The sequence below is a fragment of the Acinetobacter sp. C32I genome, assembly GCF_023702715.1.
GTDB lineage: Bacteria > Pseudomonadota > Gammaproteobacteria > Pseudomonadales > Moraxellaceae > Acinetobacter.
Window position 1 is genome coordinate 1924257 of the sequence record NZ_CP098480.1, and the last position, 16623, is coordinate 1940879.

At 42.9% G+C, this 16623-nt stretch carries 15 protein-coding genes; 6 read left to right on the top strand and 9 right to left on the bottom strand.

Annotated elements, in window-relative coordinates:
- Positions 1-32: 32 nt before the first annotated feature.
- From NDN13_RS09245 to NDN13_RS09255, 3 genes are all read right to left on the bottom strand, one after another.
- Positions 33-1262 (bottom strand): NADH:flavin oxidoreductase/NADH oxidase family protein, encoded by a 1230-nt coding sequence (locus NDN13_RS09245; protein ID WP_251118026.1) that lies wholly within the window; start codon positions 1260-1262, stop codon positions 33-35.
- A gap of 93 nt (positions 1263-1355) precedes the next feature.
- Complete coding sequence (locus tag NDN13_RS09250) at positions 1356-2102, bottom strand: acetoacetate decarboxylase family protein (RefSeq protein ID WP_251118027.1); 747 nt, start codon at positions 2100-2102, stop codon at positions 1356-1358.
- Positions 2099-2902, bottom strand: a complete 804-nt coding sequence (locus NDN13_RS09255; protein ID WP_251118028.1) for an SDR family NAD(P)-dependent oxidoreductase — start codon at positions 2900-2902, stop codon at positions 2099-2101. Before NDN13_RS09255 ends, NDN13_RS09250 begins: the two co-directional genes overlap by 4 nt.
- A 111-nt stretch (positions 2903-3013) precedes the next feature.
- Here NDN13_RS09255 and NDN13_RS09260 point away from each other — a divergent pair, with 111 nt between their 5' ends.
- A complete protein-coding gene (locus tag NDN13_RS09260; protein ID WP_251118029.1) occupies positions 3014-4063 on the top strand; it encodes a helix-turn-helix transcriptional regulator in 1050 nt (349 codons plus the stop codon).
- A 56-nt stretch (positions 4064-4119) separates the two neighbouring features.
- On the opposite strand, the gene NDN13_RS09265 is transcribed toward NDN13_RS09260, so the two are convergent.
- A complete protein-coding gene (locus NDN13_RS09265; protein WP_251118030.1) occupies positions 4120-5001 on the bottom strand; it encodes a dihydrodipicolinate synthase family protein in 882 nt (293 codons plus the stop codon).
- Between the two features lie 5 nt (positions 5002-5006).
- Positions 5007-5786 (bottom strand): aldolase, encoded by a 780-nt coding sequence (locus NDN13_RS09270; protein WP_251118031.1) that lies wholly within the window; start codon positions 5784-5786, stop codon positions 5007-5009.
- Between the two features lie 38 nt (positions 5787-5824).
- Between NDN13_RS09270 and pdxR the strand changes: the two genes are divergently transcribed.
- Positions 5825-7330: a MocR-like pyridoxine biosynthesis transcription factor PdxR gene (gene pdxR / locus NDN13_RS09275; RefSeq protein WP_251118032.1), complete on the top strand. Its 1506-nt coding sequence runs from the start codon at positions 5825-5827 to the stop codon at positions 7328-7330.
- 12 nt (positions 7331-7342) lie between these two features.
- On the opposite strand, the gene NDN13_RS09280 is transcribed toward pdxR, so the two are convergent.
- The 4 genes from NDN13_RS09280 to NDN13_RS09295 all read right to left on the bottom strand — a co-directional run bounded on the left by NDN13_RS09280 (position 7343) and on the right by NDN13_RS09295 (position 10477).
- On the bottom strand, positions 7343-8026 hold the full coding sequence (locus tag NDN13_RS09280; protein WP_251118033.1) for a Rossmann-fold NAD(P)-binding domain-containing protein: 684 nt from the start codon (positions 8024-8026) through the stop codon (positions 7343-7345).
- Between the two features lies 1 nt (position 8027).
- Positions 8028-8795, bottom strand: coding sequence for an SDR family NAD(P)-dependent oxidoreductase (locus NDN13_RS09285; RefSeq protein ID WP_251118034.1), 768 nt, complete (start codon positions 8793-8795; stop codon positions 8028-8030).
- Positions 8792-9472 (bottom strand): glutathione S-transferase family protein, encoded by a 681-nt coding sequence (locus tag NDN13_RS09290; RefSeq protein ID WP_251118035.1) that lies wholly within the window; start codon positions 9470-9472, stop codon positions 8792-8794. Before NDN13_RS09290 ends, NDN13_RS09285 begins: the two co-directional genes overlap by 4 nt.
- Positions 9473-9610: 138 nt before the next feature.
- Positions 9611-10477 (bottom strand): metal-dependent hydrolase, encoded by an 867-nt coding sequence (locus NDN13_RS09295; protein ID WP_241271302.1) that lies wholly within the window; start codon positions 10475-10477, stop codon positions 9611-9613.
- Positions 10478-10640: 163 nt separating this feature from the next.
- Here NDN13_RS09295 and NDN13_RS09300 point away from each other — a divergent pair, with 163 nt between their 5' ends.
- From NDN13_RS09300 to NDN13_RS09315, 4 genes are all read left to right on the top strand, one after another.
- Complete coding sequence (locus tag NDN13_RS09300; protein WP_159884695.1) at positions 10641-11102, top strand: winged helix-turn-helix transcriptional regulator; 462 nt, start codon at positions 10641-10643, stop codon at positions 11100-11102.
- Between the two features lie 571 nt (positions 11103-11673).
- Positions 11674-13194 (top strand): HAL/PAL/TAL family ammonia-lyase, encoded by a 1521-nt coding sequence (locus NDN13_RS09305; RefSeq protein ID WP_251118036.1) that lies wholly within the window; start codon positions 11674-11676, stop codon positions 13192-13194.
- Between the two features lie 295 nt (positions 13195-13489).
- Positions 13490-15046 carry a BCCT family transporter gene (locus tag NDN13_RS09310; protein ID WP_251118037.1) on the top strand — a complete coding sequence of 519 codons (1557 nt, stop codon included), beginning with the start codon at positions 13490-13492 and terminating at the stop codon, positions 15044-15046.
- Between the two features lie 140 nt (positions 15047-15186).
- Positions 15187-16428, top strand: a complete 1242-nt coding sequence (locus NDN13_RS09315; protein ID WP_251118038.1) for a hypothetical protein — start codon at positions 15187-15189, stop codon at positions 16426-16428.
- The last annotated feature ends 195 nt before the right edge of the window (positions 16429-16623 follow it).

Genomic DNA, 16623 nt, shown 5'->3' on the forward strand with positions numbered 1-16623 from the left:
AAGAACTCCTTATCTACACAAGACCTTGAGCATTAATCCTGCGTCAAAATGTTAAAGCCCATCCGCGGCCCAAATGCCACAAGTGTTCTAATCAAACCTTTAATTGCCTTTGGTTTCTGGCCATGACTAATGCGGCGGAATTGAGCGGCATGCCAAGCCAGTTGCAGATAAGCATCGATAGGCTTATAGCCCACCGCTGGAATTTTTGCAGGCGCTGTGACTGATTTTCCTGCCAAGAGCTGTTTGGCTAAATCGGGCTGTAAAGCAAAAGGACGGGCCAAACCGACGACATCCACCGTGCCATCACTGACTAAACGATTCATCACATCTATATTGCGTAATCCACCAGTCAACATCAGTGGCAATTGACTCTGTTGGCGCAATGCGCTGGCATAATCCAGAAAATAAGCATCGCGTTGAACCTGACGATCAGGGGCATAGCCCAGTTGCGCGGGAGATTCATAATTGCCCCCAGACACTTCCAATAAATCTATGCCCTCCGCTGCTAATGCCAAAGCAATGTGCAGCGACTCCTCCTGACTCAGCCCCCCTTTCTGAAAATCGGCAGAATTCAGTTTGACACTGAGGATTTTATTTTTGCCAATGGCCTGACGCACAGCTCGAACTGTTTCAATCAAGATACGACGACGATTTTCTGGGTTTCCCCCCCATTGATCGGTACGGGTATTGGCCAAAGGCGATAAAAATTGAGATAACAAATAGCCATGTGCAGCATGGACTTGTACGCCGTCAAAGCCTGCCTGCACCGCCAATGCCGCTGTGCTGGCAAACCGCTGGATTTGTTCTAAGATTTCTGTTTCAGACATGGCACGCGGAACACGGATTAGATTCATTGCAGGTAAATCTAGACCTACTGCTGAAGGTGCAATCGGCTTTTTAAATAAAGGCAGCACCGCAACCCGCCCTGGATGGTTGATTTGCATAATGATCTTGCTGCCATTGGCTTGCGCCGCTTGGGCCCAGAGTTTATGTGCTTGTAAGAATTGAGAATCTTCCAACACCACATTTCTCGGCTCAACAAAGGCACGATGATCAACCATGACATTGCCAGTGATTAATAAACCAGTACCCCCTCTGGCCCATGCTGCATAGAGTTGTTGTAAGTCCGTGGTAGGTGAACCATAACGATCAGCCAATTGTTCACTCATGGCTGACTTTGCAATTCGGTTAGGAATACTAATGCCACATGCCAAACGTAGCGGTTGCTGTAAGGGTGAATGGGTAGAAGTTGATTGTGCCATTTTCATTGTTCCTGATGCTTTGATCGATAGATCTCGATTCCATTTTTTAATTTCATTGCTCAACAAATCTTTACTGCAATCTAAATTTACTCTCTATAAAACCCGTGGATTGAATTGACGCAGCAAAAACAACGGGGTACGTAATCGAGGAATCTGAATCGGCGGAATCAAGCCACCTGATAAATCCACTCGATGTAAGCGTGCATCCATCACATGACCTAAGCCCATTTCATGCAAAGGATCATTCACTGTTCCGGTAAAGCGTAATTTCATCTCGACACGACGTACTTCAACAACATGCTCTTTCGGAGTGAATCGGACTTCTCTAGGTAAACCCAGCCCCAGACCACCTGTGATATTACGATGCGGTAATCCTAAAATGGGCGGTGCATCCTGTAGTATCTCACCCAGTTTGGCTTCCATTTCAACCAGGACCGCACCGCGGCGTGATGCTTGACTGATAATCCGTGAACCATCATTATCCCAACTGATTTCCCCAATTTTTTTCGGATAACCGAGCAACTCACGCCCAATAATCATGGCTCGATCATCATCCAGTATCATCCACGGGCAAAAGATGCCGGTTTTATTACCGACCTGAATATGTACAAAGAGTCCCGCTTCGTGATATGCCCCTGTATAAACATTTTCAGGGAAATAGGCACAAAACAAATCCGCTCTGGCGGGTTTCGTCAGCTTCATTCCAGCAGGCAGCCAACGTGCCATTCGCTTCTCATTGACTTCAACCACCGCAGTTAAATATTGGGCATTGTGATAAAGCTTATTGCCCCAGTTGGCGAGTGCGATCGGCGTGCGTAAATCTTGAATCAACTGTCTCATGCTTTTAATCTCGAAAACACGTGCTTTAAAATCGGCAATAAAATAATGCGTGGGGTATAACGTCCCCCCAGCGTTTGTGCCTGTGCAATCAACCCTGGAATCACAATTCGACGATTGCAGGCCATGCCTTGAATGGCTTCTTTGGCGACCCGTTCTGCGGTCACCCAAACCAGACTGCCCCCGATTCCATCAATCTTGCTGATCCCTGCCACCGCATTAAAACCAGTGATGGTGGGTCCAGGTGCCAATAAAGTACAGCTCACCCCTGTACCACTCAGCTCACTGTGCAGTGATTCGGCAAAAGAATTGGCAAAGGCTTTGCTTGCTGCATAAGTGGCATTGGCTGGCGTCGGTTGATGGCCAGAGGTAGAACCGACAATCAGGATGGCACCTCGTCTTTTCTGAATCATGTTGGGTAATACCGCTAAGGTCAGATCTTGCACCGCCACCACATTCAACTCGGTCTGTTCACGTTCGCGGTCAGCATCTAAGTCCTGCAATCGGCCAAAGGTGGCAAAGCCTGCGTTATTACATAAAATCGCCACATCCAGTTGCTCGAGTTCCTGACGAAATTGAGTTCTTGCCTCACGATCCGCGAGATCACACGGCCGTAACATCACATCAATTTGATATTTTTGACCTAACTGCAGTGCCAAAGCCTCAAGCTTATCGACTCGTCGTGCCACCAAAACAAGCGAATAACCACGTGCTGCAAATTGTTTTGCCAGTTCTTCGCCAATACCAGACGATGCACCAGTAATCACAACGGGGGAATCTTTAATAGGAAGAGCTAAACTCATTACCAATACTCAGATCAACAGAATACCCCTAGTATCAAAGAGCTAAAACTTGAGCGTGAGCGGTAATTCAGCCATACTGCTAATCATTTTCGGCCAGCATAAAATAAAAAAATGAAAGATCCCTATGGCTTGTCCAAAGCGACTATCCCGATTTCTTATGCACATTTATTATTAGAAATCATGGTTGAAAAAGGCTTTTCTGCTTCCGAAATTCTATACCAAAGCAAAATACCGTCAGCACTTCTACATCAGGTCGATGCCCGAATCACCCCGATTCAGTGGTCTAAATTGGCATGGGTCAGTTTAGGGCTGGCGCAAGACTGTGGTCTGGGATATGAATATGGGCTGAAACTTCGTTTAACTGCGCATGGTCCAATGGGTTATGCCCTAATGAGCAGCCCCTCGCTCAAACATGCTATTGCCTTGGCCAGTCAATTTTTTAATATGCGGCTCAAAGATTATCGCATTGATTGTTACCAAGAAAATCTCGTTTCAGTTATTGAAATTCAGCAAACCCATCCCGTGGTCAGTCAGCAGCTTGTGCAAGCCGAAATACTGAGACGTTTCTTTTATGAATGCCTGATGATTGGCGTGGTTCACACAGCACAGGCCTTGGCTGAGCATGATTTTTCGGATGTTGAACTGCATGTCGACTGGGCTGAACCGCCCTACCATCAAAAATTTCAGCCCCAACTTCCAAGCATTCGCTTTAATCAAACTCACAATCAAATTCGTTATCCTGCTGCCATCCTTAACCTCTGCACCAAAATGGCAGATCCAACGGCTTTTCAACAGGCCTTGGCCCAATGTGAAGCCGAACAAATCCGTTTTTCCGAAACCATTCAAGATATTGGACTCAGGGTCAAAACCGAGTTGCAGCTCACTCCACAAAAAGGCTACCCGAGTTTAGATAGCATTGCCGAACGCTTGCATACCTCCAGCAGAACCCTAAGACGAAAGTTAGATCAAGCAGGTTATTCTTATCTGGGGTTATTAGATGAAGTCAGATATCAACAGGCCAAACAGCTGTTACTCAATCCACACATGGAAGTACAGGATATTGCACTGTACTTAGGCTATCTACAACCGGCCAACTTTGCCCGTGCCTTTAAGAAATGGAGTGGGCTTACACCCAGTCAATTTCGTCAAACTCAAACTTAAGCTGCCCAGAATATATTTAGGTCAGGTCGGTGCATCTCGACCTGACGCCAACATAATTATTTTACAGCCGCTTGTATCAAGCCTTTTAACTGCTCAATTTCAGCCCCTGTCGCAGCTTGCAAAGGCGATCTTGGCGAACCAACCGAGAAGCCCAATAAGTTGAGTCCCGATTTTACTGTTTTCGGTAAGCCACCTTTGACAATAAAGCTCAGCACAGGTAATTGCTGATAAAATATCGCCTGCGCTTTTGGCAGATCACCTTGTTGAATCGCTTGATACAATTGCTTTGGCAGATGACCCAACAAATTCGGCGCAGCAGTACACCAACCTGTTGCTCCAGCACAGAAGGCTTCTAGCGCCAATGGATTAGAACCGTTATAAAATGGCAACTTTCCTCGGCTCAATGCATGAAATTTATGCATGCGCTGAATATCACCAGTGCTGTCTTTGACCATGCAAATATTGTCGATCTCATTAAACATCTTCACGATCAATTCAGGTGTCATATCAATCCCGCTGGTGGCAGGATTGTTATAGACCATGATCGGCAATTTTACCGATGCGGCAATCTGCTGATAATAATCATAGATTTCCTGATCAGTGAGTTTCCAGTAAGACACTGGAATCACCATAATCACATCTGCACCCAATTCCTCCGCTTTCTTGGCTTTTTGAATCGCCATGACAGTGGTCAGTTCAGAAATCCCGACAATCACTGGAACACGCTGATTCACCACTGCAATTGTGGTTTGCGCCACCTGCTGCCATTCTTGCCAAGTTAAATAGGCACTTTCCCCTGCACTGCCCAAAGGTGCAATCGCATCACATTGTGATTCAAGCAATGCATTTAGAGTGATGCTCAGGGCCTCAAGATCAAGCTGTTGGCCGTCTGCTTTAAATGGCGTGACGGGATAAGCAATAATGCCTTCAATTTTCATATGATTTACTCCTCGATACACTCTTGATGGTTTTTCAATGCCTTACGTGCATAATAGGCAAAATTGACTTTGTTACGCTTATCGGTAGACAGCCAGTCATGCGCTTCTTTTGCCAGTTCATGCGGAATCGGTTGAATCTGCCCTGCCGACATGGCTAACAGTTGCAAACGTGCGGCACGCTCAATCAACAGCGCTAAATTACAGGCTTCTTCAATGCTCTTGCCTGCCACCAATTGGCCATGATGAGACAACAATACCGCCCGATTTTTTCCTAAAGCTTCGGAAATAAAAATGCCTTCTTCATTACCGACTGGCACTCCCGGCCATTCACCGACAAAAGAGCAATCCTCATACAAGGCACAGGTATCCATTTGCGAGATGGCGAGTGGCACACCTAGCATCGACAAGGCAGCAATATGAGTGGGATGGGTATGAATAATGCAATTCACTTCAGGATGTTGCTGATAAATCCAGGTATGAAAACGGTTGGCTGGATTGGCCATGCCTTGCTGATCTAAAGGTTTGAGGTCTTGATCCACGACCAATAAATTGGCTGCGGTAATTTCGTCAAAACCCAAACCAAAACGTTGCGTAATAAAGCTATTTTCTTGCTCGGCACGACAGGTAATTTGCCCTGCCAAGCCTGCATCATGACCATGATCAAATAAAATACGACAGGTTAAAGCCAACTTCTGTCGATCACTGTAATTGACCTCTTGGATCAAATTCATACTCTGCTGCGCAGTTTGCATCAATTGCTGTTTGCTGAGTAATGCGGTTTGCATAAGACCACCTCGCTACGGTTGATTTGTGGATGGGACAGATGCAGAATACGAAGTCAGTGGATGGGTTAAAATATCCAGTTTTTAAAACTTATATGGTCCAGATCAGCATGCAGCAGCCATGGAAGATTCGTCTTCATCTTGAAGACCGAGAAGAAAAAACCATCTTTCTCAAGTTGGCCAATCAGATTATTGAAGAGATTCTGTCTGGACGGCTCAGCTCAGGTTCGCGCTTATCTGGCTCCCGCTCGCTCGCCGATGAATTAAAAATTAATCGTAAAACCGTACAGTCGGTTTATGAGGATTTAGAAGCACAAGGTTGGCTGATCTCAAAACCCCGCCAAGGCACTTTTGTGGCGGAGAACCTGCCCGAGTTAAAACATAAAAAAATCAATGCGGTGGCAGAACCCAATCCTTCATCCAATACAATCAGTCCAGTAGCAATTAAGAATGATGGCATTCCAGATACCCGCCTAATCCCTTATGAGTTATTTTCCCGTGCTTATCGACATGCCCTGATTCAAGTGACCCGTTCTCAAATCATGGGCTATGGCGATCCACAAGGCAGTATTGAGTTACGTCAGGCATTGCTGCAAATGCTGTCGATGGAACGTTTTATTAAAACCAGCATCGAGAATATTTGTGTGGTTCGTGGTAGCCAAATGGGGATTTTTTTAGCGGCTCGTGTGCTAGCTAAACAAAGCTCACCACGCAAAGTCATAGTGGTGGAACACTGGTCTTATCCTCCTGCTGTCGAAACCTTTTTATCGCATCATTATCACATCGTTCGGGTTCGATTGGATCAACACGGTCTTGATATCCAGCATCTTGAAGAAATATTAGAAAAATACGCTGTGGCTGCAATTTACACCACCCCACATCATCAATATCCCAGCACCGTAACCATGGCCATGGATCGACGCCTAAAGCTATTGGAACTATCGAAAGCATTTGATTTTTATATTATTGAAGATGACTATGATCATGAGTTTCACTATGACAGTCGTCCAATTCCACCGCTGATCAGCTTACCGCATGCAGAAAAGGTGATTCATATTGGTTCGCTGTCCAAGGTGTTTGCCCCAAGTCTACGAATTGGTTATGTGGTCGCCAATCGAGACATCATCCATGCCATGAATCAGGATATTTTATTGATCGATAAACAAGGCAATATCATCACTGAACTGGCGATGGCGGAACTGATGCAACAAGGAGAAATCAAACGGCATATCCGCAAGATGCGCAAGATCTATCAACAACGGCGCGACTTTGCACTGAATAGCTTCCAAACGGTATTTAAAGATCAGGTCGAAATAAACTCACCGCTGGGGGGCATGGCCTTATGGGTCAAATTTAAATTTCCCTATCGTGCTGAATATGCCGAGCTACTGAATCAACTGCATATTGATGCCGAAGCGCATTTTGCCGAGCAAAGTCAGCAATCCAATGAGCATTTTCATATCCGCTTTGGTTATGCCGCCATTAATGAAACAGAAATTTCAAACATCATCCGCATGCTCTATGATGCATTTCAGCTCAACGATTGAATCCGCATGATTTTATAATCCTAAGCGCAGTTCCTGACTCCATGTCGATTTAGGTTGTTGGTATAAGTGCCAACAGGTCTGTTGCAGCGATTGCATCAATTCATGATTTTGCCCATGCGGTACCACACAATACACCACATGAATGCCCTTGGGGTGGAACTCTCTAGCTAAGGACTGTGCTAAGGCGCGAATACTGGCAGACATGCTTTGACTGAATAAATCCTGCTCCGATTCGACTGGTTGTTGAGTCCCTAAAAAGATCAAGGTGCCTTGCTGTTTCGGCAGCATCTGCCGAATTACAACTTGGGCAATACTGACCGCAGTTAAGCCCGTGTTTTGCCAATAGGACTCAAGCTGTTCAGCGGACAATAGCTGGCTATTTTCAGCCAACACAAAGTCAGGCTGAAAAATGCATAAATCGACAAAATGCCCTGCTTTCTGAATCTGCTGTATAACACTTTTTAGCGCAGTAGCATCAAGCAAATTCAGGCGAACAGCGGTCGGCCCTTCCGCTTGAGCCTCGATCTGTGGCTGGTTTTTTGTCACATCATGCTGCAGTTGATAAACTGGCATAGCATCGGCCTGAACTTGCTCAGCAAAAAGTTGGCTCAATTGCTGGACATCATTGCCCACGATCACAATACAGCCCTTCGCTTTTTGTTTGGATTTAAACCATTGTGGTAACAACTTACTCATCTTAGAATTTCTCCTGATAAGGACGTAAATCCAGTTCATGGGTCCATAAGTCAGCATTTTGCTGATAGAGCATCCAGTAATTTTCGGCAATTGCTTCAATATTTAAACCACCTGTGCCACGAGTTAACCGCGCCAGCCGCCCCAAGCCCCATAAGGCTTTATTGACACGATCACCATCGACCATGCCATCCACCACAACATGCGCCACATGGATATTTTGAGGGCGATATAGTGCTGCCAAATTTAAGGCATAGCTTCTCAACGCAGATTTGCCCATGGTAAATGCGGCAAAAAAAGGTTTCCCTCGTAATGAGGCACTGGCACCCGTAAAAATCAAGGTGCCCTGCTGCTGTTTTTGAAAAATGGGCAAACTACACTGCGCCACCAATACCGCAGATAAAAATGTCGAACGCCACATTTGGCTAAAAAACTTTAAACTGCTCTGTAAAAAGATCGAAGGAATATTACCGCCCACATTATGAATCACCGCTGCCAGAGCTTCTGGCTGATCGCTTAAATGCTCAAACAAAGCCTGCACCTGTTGCTCATTTTCAGCATCCAGTGCATAAGCCACTGCCTGCCCACCTTGACCATTAATTGTTGCAGCCACCTTTTCAACTTTATTGAGCGTCCGCCCCACCACATAAACTTTAAATTGCTCATGGGCAAAACGGCGACACACCGCAGCACCAATGCCTTGCTCTGCCCCAACACCAATCACGACGACAATACCTGTTGGCTGGGTCGAATCTCGATTGACCTGATTCATAATTGTTGTATCCAGTGCTGAATATGAGGATAGCTGTTAATTTTTGGTCCCCAAATTTTACTGGTGCGTATTACCTCTAACAGTTGAGAACCGACTGCAATATCGGCAATGGTTTTGCTCTCACCGACCAACCAACCCGTTTGACCTAACACCAATTCAATACGCTCTAAGTGATGTGTAAATTCTGCTTCGATATCAGCCTTTGCCATCCGCCCTGTGCCTTGCATCTTCACTTGCATATTCAGAGCTGCCTTTAGCAAAGGTTTCATCAATACAATTTCATGCTTGGGACGACCCTCTGCACTAATGGCCACCGCTTGATTTAAGGCATCGGCATCACTAACACGGAAATACACCTCATAGAAATATAACAACTCATCCGACCAGTCTTCCCACAATTCGACATAGGCTTTTTGTAATGGATCTACAGGATATAAAAGTGGTAAATCTGGATAGGCCTCATCCAGATAACGGGCAATGCGGGTACTGTCCTGAATGCGCTGTCCGTTAATGTCCAGCACAGGCACTTTACCTACTTTACTCAGCATTGGGACTTTGGCCCCCAATACCCCGTTATAATTCACGGTTTCAAATGGGATGCCTTTAAACGCTAACATCCGTGCGACTTTTTTGCAGAATGGTGAAATTTCCCATTGATGTAAGACCACTGTACTCATTGTTATCTATCCATTTTTTATTGAATTCATCTCTGCGACAAGCGAGCAGCTTGGTGCTCACTCCACTTATCTTACAGATATTTATCCCTTTGGCGATGCATCTGTGCCGATGATTTTCTATACAATTTATTAATGTTATTAATGCACAAAAGTCGACTGCTCAGGAGACAAACCAATTTTGATTTTGGTTTTTGCAACAATTTCAGACTCATCAGTATCATTGGGATGAAAGTCACGACGATAATAAGAAAAAAATTGTGGCACCAATTTTCGATAGGCTTGTACAGTAAAGCCTGCAAATTTAGCCCATGATTTTAGATTCAGTAATTGCTTATCTCTCGACATCAACACCACTTGATAGACATTAGAGAAAGTTGTGATAAGCACCAAGCTCAGGCTAAAAATCGCAACCCGTGGGATATAAGCATCTAAACCTTTGCCATAGAGATATTCATACATGTCATAGGCAACCGCTTTGTGTTCAGTTTCTTCCACACTGTGCCATAACCATAGATTCCGAATAGTAGTATCGGTCATTAATTCATTGACGTTTTTCATCATCTCCACCACCAGTACCGCGGTGTAATGTTCCAAGCCAACGGTGACCAATAGATTCCACTTTTTCGGAAAAGTGCGTTCAATGGCTTTAAGGATAATCCCTGTCACTTTTTCCAATGATTCAGGATCTAGCCCATATTGTTGTGCACTGACATGGAAGGCATGATGTTCTTTGGAGTGCATGGCTTCCTGACCAATGAATGCGCCAATATCACGATCCAGTTGCGGGTTGCTTTTGACTTGATCTCGTAAAGCCCTGACAGAACGAACAAAGTAAGACTCTCCTTCTGGAAATAGGGTGGACAGTCCTGTGAAATAATGGGTAAAGGTTGGCTCATCATTACACCAATATTTGGGCATATCCTGAAATTCATAATCCATACGGCGGACTGGAAATGATGCAGGTATCTTTTGCTTTGATTTTTCTTTTAACGCTGACGCAGACATAACTCACCTCAAGAATAGATCTCAAAATATTAAGTTCCAAAAAAGAACTTAATTGAAAAATATAGCTGCTATGATAAGTTGTCAATAAAGCGGATATCTTAATCGTTCAAGTTGTCCTAAAATGACAGCCTGCTTCCTGTAAAGACATATAGATGGTATTGCGATGAAATGGCATGAACTCGGTGAAATGAATTGTCCAATTGCACGGACTTTGTCGATTTTTGGCGACCGTTGGACCCTGCTGATTATTCGTAATGCTTTTATGAAAACCCGTCGTTTTGATGATTTTCAAAAGCAGTTGGGCATCACCCGTCATTTGCTCACCGAGCGGATTAACCGTTTGGTCGAACACAAGATTTTTGAGAAAGTGCTCTATCACGAAGCACCAAAACGTTATGAGTATAAGCTGACTGAAAAGGGTTTAGCACTCTACCCGATTATTGTCACCATGAGTACATGGGGCAATATTTGGCAGAATGAAAACAAGCAATTTCCTGAGCTGCGTTACCTGCACAAAAGCTGTGGGCATGTGACCAGCCCAAGCCTAACTTGTGATTGTTGTAAGCAGCCACTTGATGCGAGACAAATGTCGCCTGTTTATGTGGCGGGTGAGGATGGGGAATAATATATTTTCCCCTCTCCTAATATTGAAATTCAGCTCTACTAAGCTCTCCGTTCAACCCAATATATAATTTCTTCCAAGCCCTTTATTAGAGACTTCCTTAAACGGGCTAATTTAAAAAGTCCAAATCTAGTTCCTTTATTTCAATACCCCTTCTTGCTTTCTAAGCACAGTAACCATGCGAACAATCCTTCCAAACAATGACTTCTACGTTACGAAGTACCATAAAGAAAGCTCAGCTATAAAATTTAACTTATAAAATCAAAAAGATATAAAATATTTTTAAAAATAAGTTTTCAATCTAGTCTCAATTTAGTATACATATGTATATACAAGTAAACACATCTCAATCTTTCATTATCATTCTTTTCTGAATTTTTATGGAAAAAGTGTATGTGCTGTAGACCAACAATGCCGAGATCAAAGTAGGTATATAAAGAAACTGTGTTTTATGCACCAGCGTAGGAAATAAAACCTTCCTATAGTGAAGAGCGAGGGAAATGCTTTTCTTGAGTAACATCAAAAAGAAATGCATCTGTTTTCAAACATGAAAGCAACGTATCAGGACGAAACGATGACCATTCAATTAGGCGACAAAATTGATATAGAGACCTTTATTCAAATTGCCCGCTTTAAATCTCAACTTGAATTCTCAGAACACTATGTTGCTCGGGTAAAAAAATCACGGGCCGTTCTTGAAGATATGATGTCAAGTGATGAACCGATGTACGGGATTACCACAGGCTTTGGTGCCCTATGTTCAGAAAAAATCTCGCAACAACAAACCGCAGAATTACAAGAAAATTTAATTTTATCTCATGCCGTTTCTGTTGGTGAACCACTAAACGAAGAACAAGCACGCGCCTGTATGCTGATGATTCTACAAAACCTAGGTCAAGGTTATAGCGGTGTACGTTTTGAAGTACTCGAGAGAATTCGTCAATTTTTAAACCTAAATTTAGTTCCGTGGATGCCACGAGAAGGCTCGGTTGGTTACTTGGCACCAGAAGCTCATTTAGCACTGACGCTCACGGGACGTGGTCAGCTTTACTACCAAGGAGAATTACGTGCATCCCGAGACGTCTTTGCTGCGGAAAATATCCCTCCACTACAGTTGCAAGCAAAAGAAGGCTTAGCCTTAATCTCAGGTACCACCTCGACTACCGCCCTTGCCAGTTTAGCTTTATATGATCTACAAAATGCGGCCAAGTCCGCGGATATTATCGCAGCCCTCAGTCTCGAATCACTCGAAGGAATCCTTATTGCCTTTGATGAACGCGTGATGAAGGTTCGCCCTCATCCTGAGCAGGCACAAACGGCATCGAATATTCGACGGTTACTAAAAGATTCGGAACTGGCCCTACTTAAACATCCAACCAAATTACAAGATGCACTCTCACTCAGATGTATCCCACAACTGCATGGTGCTGCAAAGAAAGTTCTGAATGATGCACTGATCACAATTGAAATTGAAATGAACGCATGTTGCGATAATCCTATCGTTTGGCATGATCAAAATCAGCAAGAAATTATTTCAGCTTGTAATCCAGACTCATCTTATGTGGGTTTGGCGATGGATACAGCAGCAATTGCGGCCACAAATTTAGCCAAAATGTCTGAACGCAGGAATAATCGTTTGATTGACGGCAGCTTATCTGGGTTTTCTTATTTTCTGATCCGACAGCCTGGGTTGAACTCAGGATTAATGATTCCACAATATACACAAGCTGCGCTTTTGAATGACATGCGCATCTTATCCCACCCTGCAACCATTGATAACACCCCAACTTGCGGCAATCAAGAAGACTATGTGGCAATGGGCTATAATGCCTCAAAAAAGGCAATATCCATTGCCGACAAGCTAGAATACATTCTGGCCATTGAGCTGTTATCTGGATATTACGCTCATCAATTTCTGCCAAAAGATAAGAAACGAAGTCCTGCGATGCAGGCAATTATCTATGCATTAGAGCAACGTATCAAAATCTCAGACCAAGATACTTATTTCTATAGCTTTATCAATGAAATCAAAGGAATGATTCACGATGGTACGTTTTTAAACATCATTGAAGATAAAATTGAAAAGTTAGATTAAATCATCGTTACTTTTAGACTCATAAATTTAAAAGTATTTTTTACTCTATTTTCAATCTTAGTTTTAAGATCAAAACTCATTTCATCAATATCCAGTTATTCAATTAACAGGGATAAAATTTCACTCGCCCATATTCTTTTAATCTCATTAAAAAACATGGGGTTAAAATAAAAACTTTAGTTGTATATACATGCTAAAGCATGTAATGTTTACTCCGAACAAAAAACAAACGCCACATGGATGTACACGTGGCAGGTCATGAGCTTATTCCCACCGAATACATAAGGATGAGTATATGGAAGGTGTTTCGAAACAGGTAAAAACCGTACGCTGGGGTGTCTTTGTTCCCTTATTTTTATTAATGTCTTCCGCTGTTGTTTTAGGCATTTCACATAGCGAAGCATTAATTAATCTGACCAAAGATTTCTTTAACTGGTCTCTGCAAAATTTTGGTTGGTTATATCAATGGGTCTCCATGATTTCGCTCATCTTGGTCGGAATTTTATTGGTATCTCGCTATGGACATATCCGTATCGGTGGAAAAGATGCCAAAGCCAGCACCAGTTTTGGTCGATGGTTTGCCATGGCGCTCAGCAGTGGTGTTGCCACAGGTTTAATCACCTATGGAGTGAACGAACCAATTATCTATTTTGGTAATGTATACGGAGAGCTGAACCAAGTTGGGGTAGAACCATTGACACACAGTGCTGCGATTTGGAGTCTAGGCCGTGTCTTTTACAATTGGGGCTTTATTCCCTACTCCATGTATACCCTCTCTGGTTTAATCGCTGCTTATATGTATTACAACAAGAAAAAAGGCTTATCTGTTGCAGCAACTTTAGAACCTCTACTCGGAAAATACGCACAGAATCGAATTATTGCAGATATCATTGATGTGCTTGCGACCATGGCAATCGTCCTCAGCTTAGCATCAGGCCTAGGTACGGGTTTGACTGTCGTGGTCACAGGTCTAAAAGTCGCTTATGGCTATCACGCCACTACAGTTTTATGGGTACTGTTAGGTGCATTAACCACCTTCTTATTCACCTTCTCATCTTATTTAGGTTTAGACAAAGGCTTTAAAATTCTAGCGAGTATTAAATCGAAAGTTTTATATTTCTTGCTGATTTTATTATTCCTTACGGGCCCAACCTTTTACATCCTGAGATCATCTACTGCGGGTATGGCAATTTGGCTAGATAATTTCTTCCTTTGGGGTCTAGATCCAATTGATATTGGCGGTCCAGCTTTAACTCAATGGTGGACGCTGTTTGACTGGGCGGTTTGGGTGGCTTATGCACCATTGATGGGAATGTTCTTGGCACTGATCGCATATGGTCGTACCTTAAAAGAGTTCATTATCGTGAACTGGATTATGCCTTCTTGCTTTGCCCTCGTCTGGTTTTCAGTTTGGGGAGGCACATCGCTTTATTTACAGCAAAGCGGTGTATTGGATTTAGTCCAAATCATTAAGGATAACGGTGCAGTGTCTGGCCTATGGGCGTTCTTACAGCATCTTCCATTTAAATTAGGTATCGTCATCGTACCGCTGATTCTGGTTTTAACCCTGTTTTCTTCCGCCGTTGCTGCAAACAGTATCACGACCACAATCGCAGGTATGTGTAGCAAGAATGTTCCGATTGGTGAAGAAGCTCCGTCCTATCAACGTATTATCTGGGGTGTTCTCATTGGTTCAATTGCCATCATCATGAGTGCCTTTGGTGGCGGTGGCCAAGGCATTGATGGGATTAAATATTTAGCCGTTTGCGGCGGCTTCTGTGTCTTGTTTATCTTTATGCTGCAACTACTCTCAATTATTAAAACCTTTTTCTACGACAAGCCTGTCGAATAAGTTTTCATTTCCTCCCGATTAAACAGGATTTGATCGGGATAGCTTTCTTGGTACTCAGAATACCAATTTAAAACACTCGATTTCTCGAGGGAATACATCTTGCTGCTGGAAGGCAGATCAAAATAATTTAAGGACAAAATATGCAAAATTTTTTAAATAACTCATCCTTGATGAGACGTACTGTATCGACTCAAATATTTCAATCACAGACCATTTCAGCCATTATTTTGTTCAATGTAGGCATGCTTTTCAGTGCTGTAAGTTCTGCAAATGACACAATAGATACCAAGCAAGCCTCCCAAAATCGTGTAGACCTTGGCGGAGCTGTTCGTATGCGCTTGGATTACGATCCCGACCGAGATATCCGTAAGTTAAGTTTTGATACAGCAATTGTGAATCTCGATTTTTATTATGACCAACTCTCAGGTCACATCGAGCATCGTGTTTTGGGTGGTGCGTATCCTTATGATTATACCGATCATATTGGTGATGTTAACTTCACTAAAAAAGCCTATCTTGAGTATGCAGTAAATCCCCAGCAATCAATTCAAGTCGGTTTAAATCAAGTTCCAATTGGTTTTCAGCCCTATTACACCAGTACAGTCATCGAGTCGATGGCTTATATCGCAGGAATTGAAGACTTATATCGCTTAGGTGCAAAATATAATTATAAAAAAGACAATCATGAAATCTATGCAGCTTACTATGCCGCCAATCCGTGGAAAGGCAAAGGAACAAGCCAAGGGGCATATTATTCTAATCAGCTTATTCCTGCTGATGAAAATCTCGAGAATGGCACGCACTATAAAGAGCAAGATGCCGTTGCCTTACAATATAACTATACTCAAAACAATGACAGCTGGTCAGCAAACTATGGAATCTCTGCATACTATGCTCAGTTAAAGTCAAAACTAAAAGAGGATAAAGAAGGTCATCGTGGCGTCTACGCACTGCATTATGGGCTAAATAAAGATCGTTTAGGGCTTAAATTTATCAGTATATTCAATCAGATTGATACTCCCTATGATCAGACAACTTTCGGCTCTTATGATGGAACTTTTAATATCGCCAATAAAGGCATGCTCTACAGCTTAGATCTCAACTATAAGATTCCAGAATTTAATGTAAAGGATATCAATGATTTCAATGTGTATCTGCATTACAGCCGATACGATAAAACAAAAAAAGCATTTTTAGATTCAGAGCAGCTCGTACTAGGTTCCGCATTTACCTACAAGAAGAATGTTTATATTGCTGCGGAATGGTTATTTGGAAAAAATAATCCGTATATCGGTGGTAGTAGTTATGGACAAAGTCTTGCTGCAGGAGGAAGCAATCAATGGGAAAATCAAGTCAACGTTAATATTGGTTATTATTTTTAAGCTCTAGCTAGTTAAAATAAATTATATTTTATTTGAATTTAATATACTTAAATTTCGGTATAAAAAAGCCCCGAAACTTTCATTTCAGGGCTTTTTCGAATTTTGGTGGAGATGGCGTCAGTTGAACCAAATCTATAACACTATGTTTTGTTTAAATTTTATTTTTATAAAACTCAAATTTACCCGATCTTGACC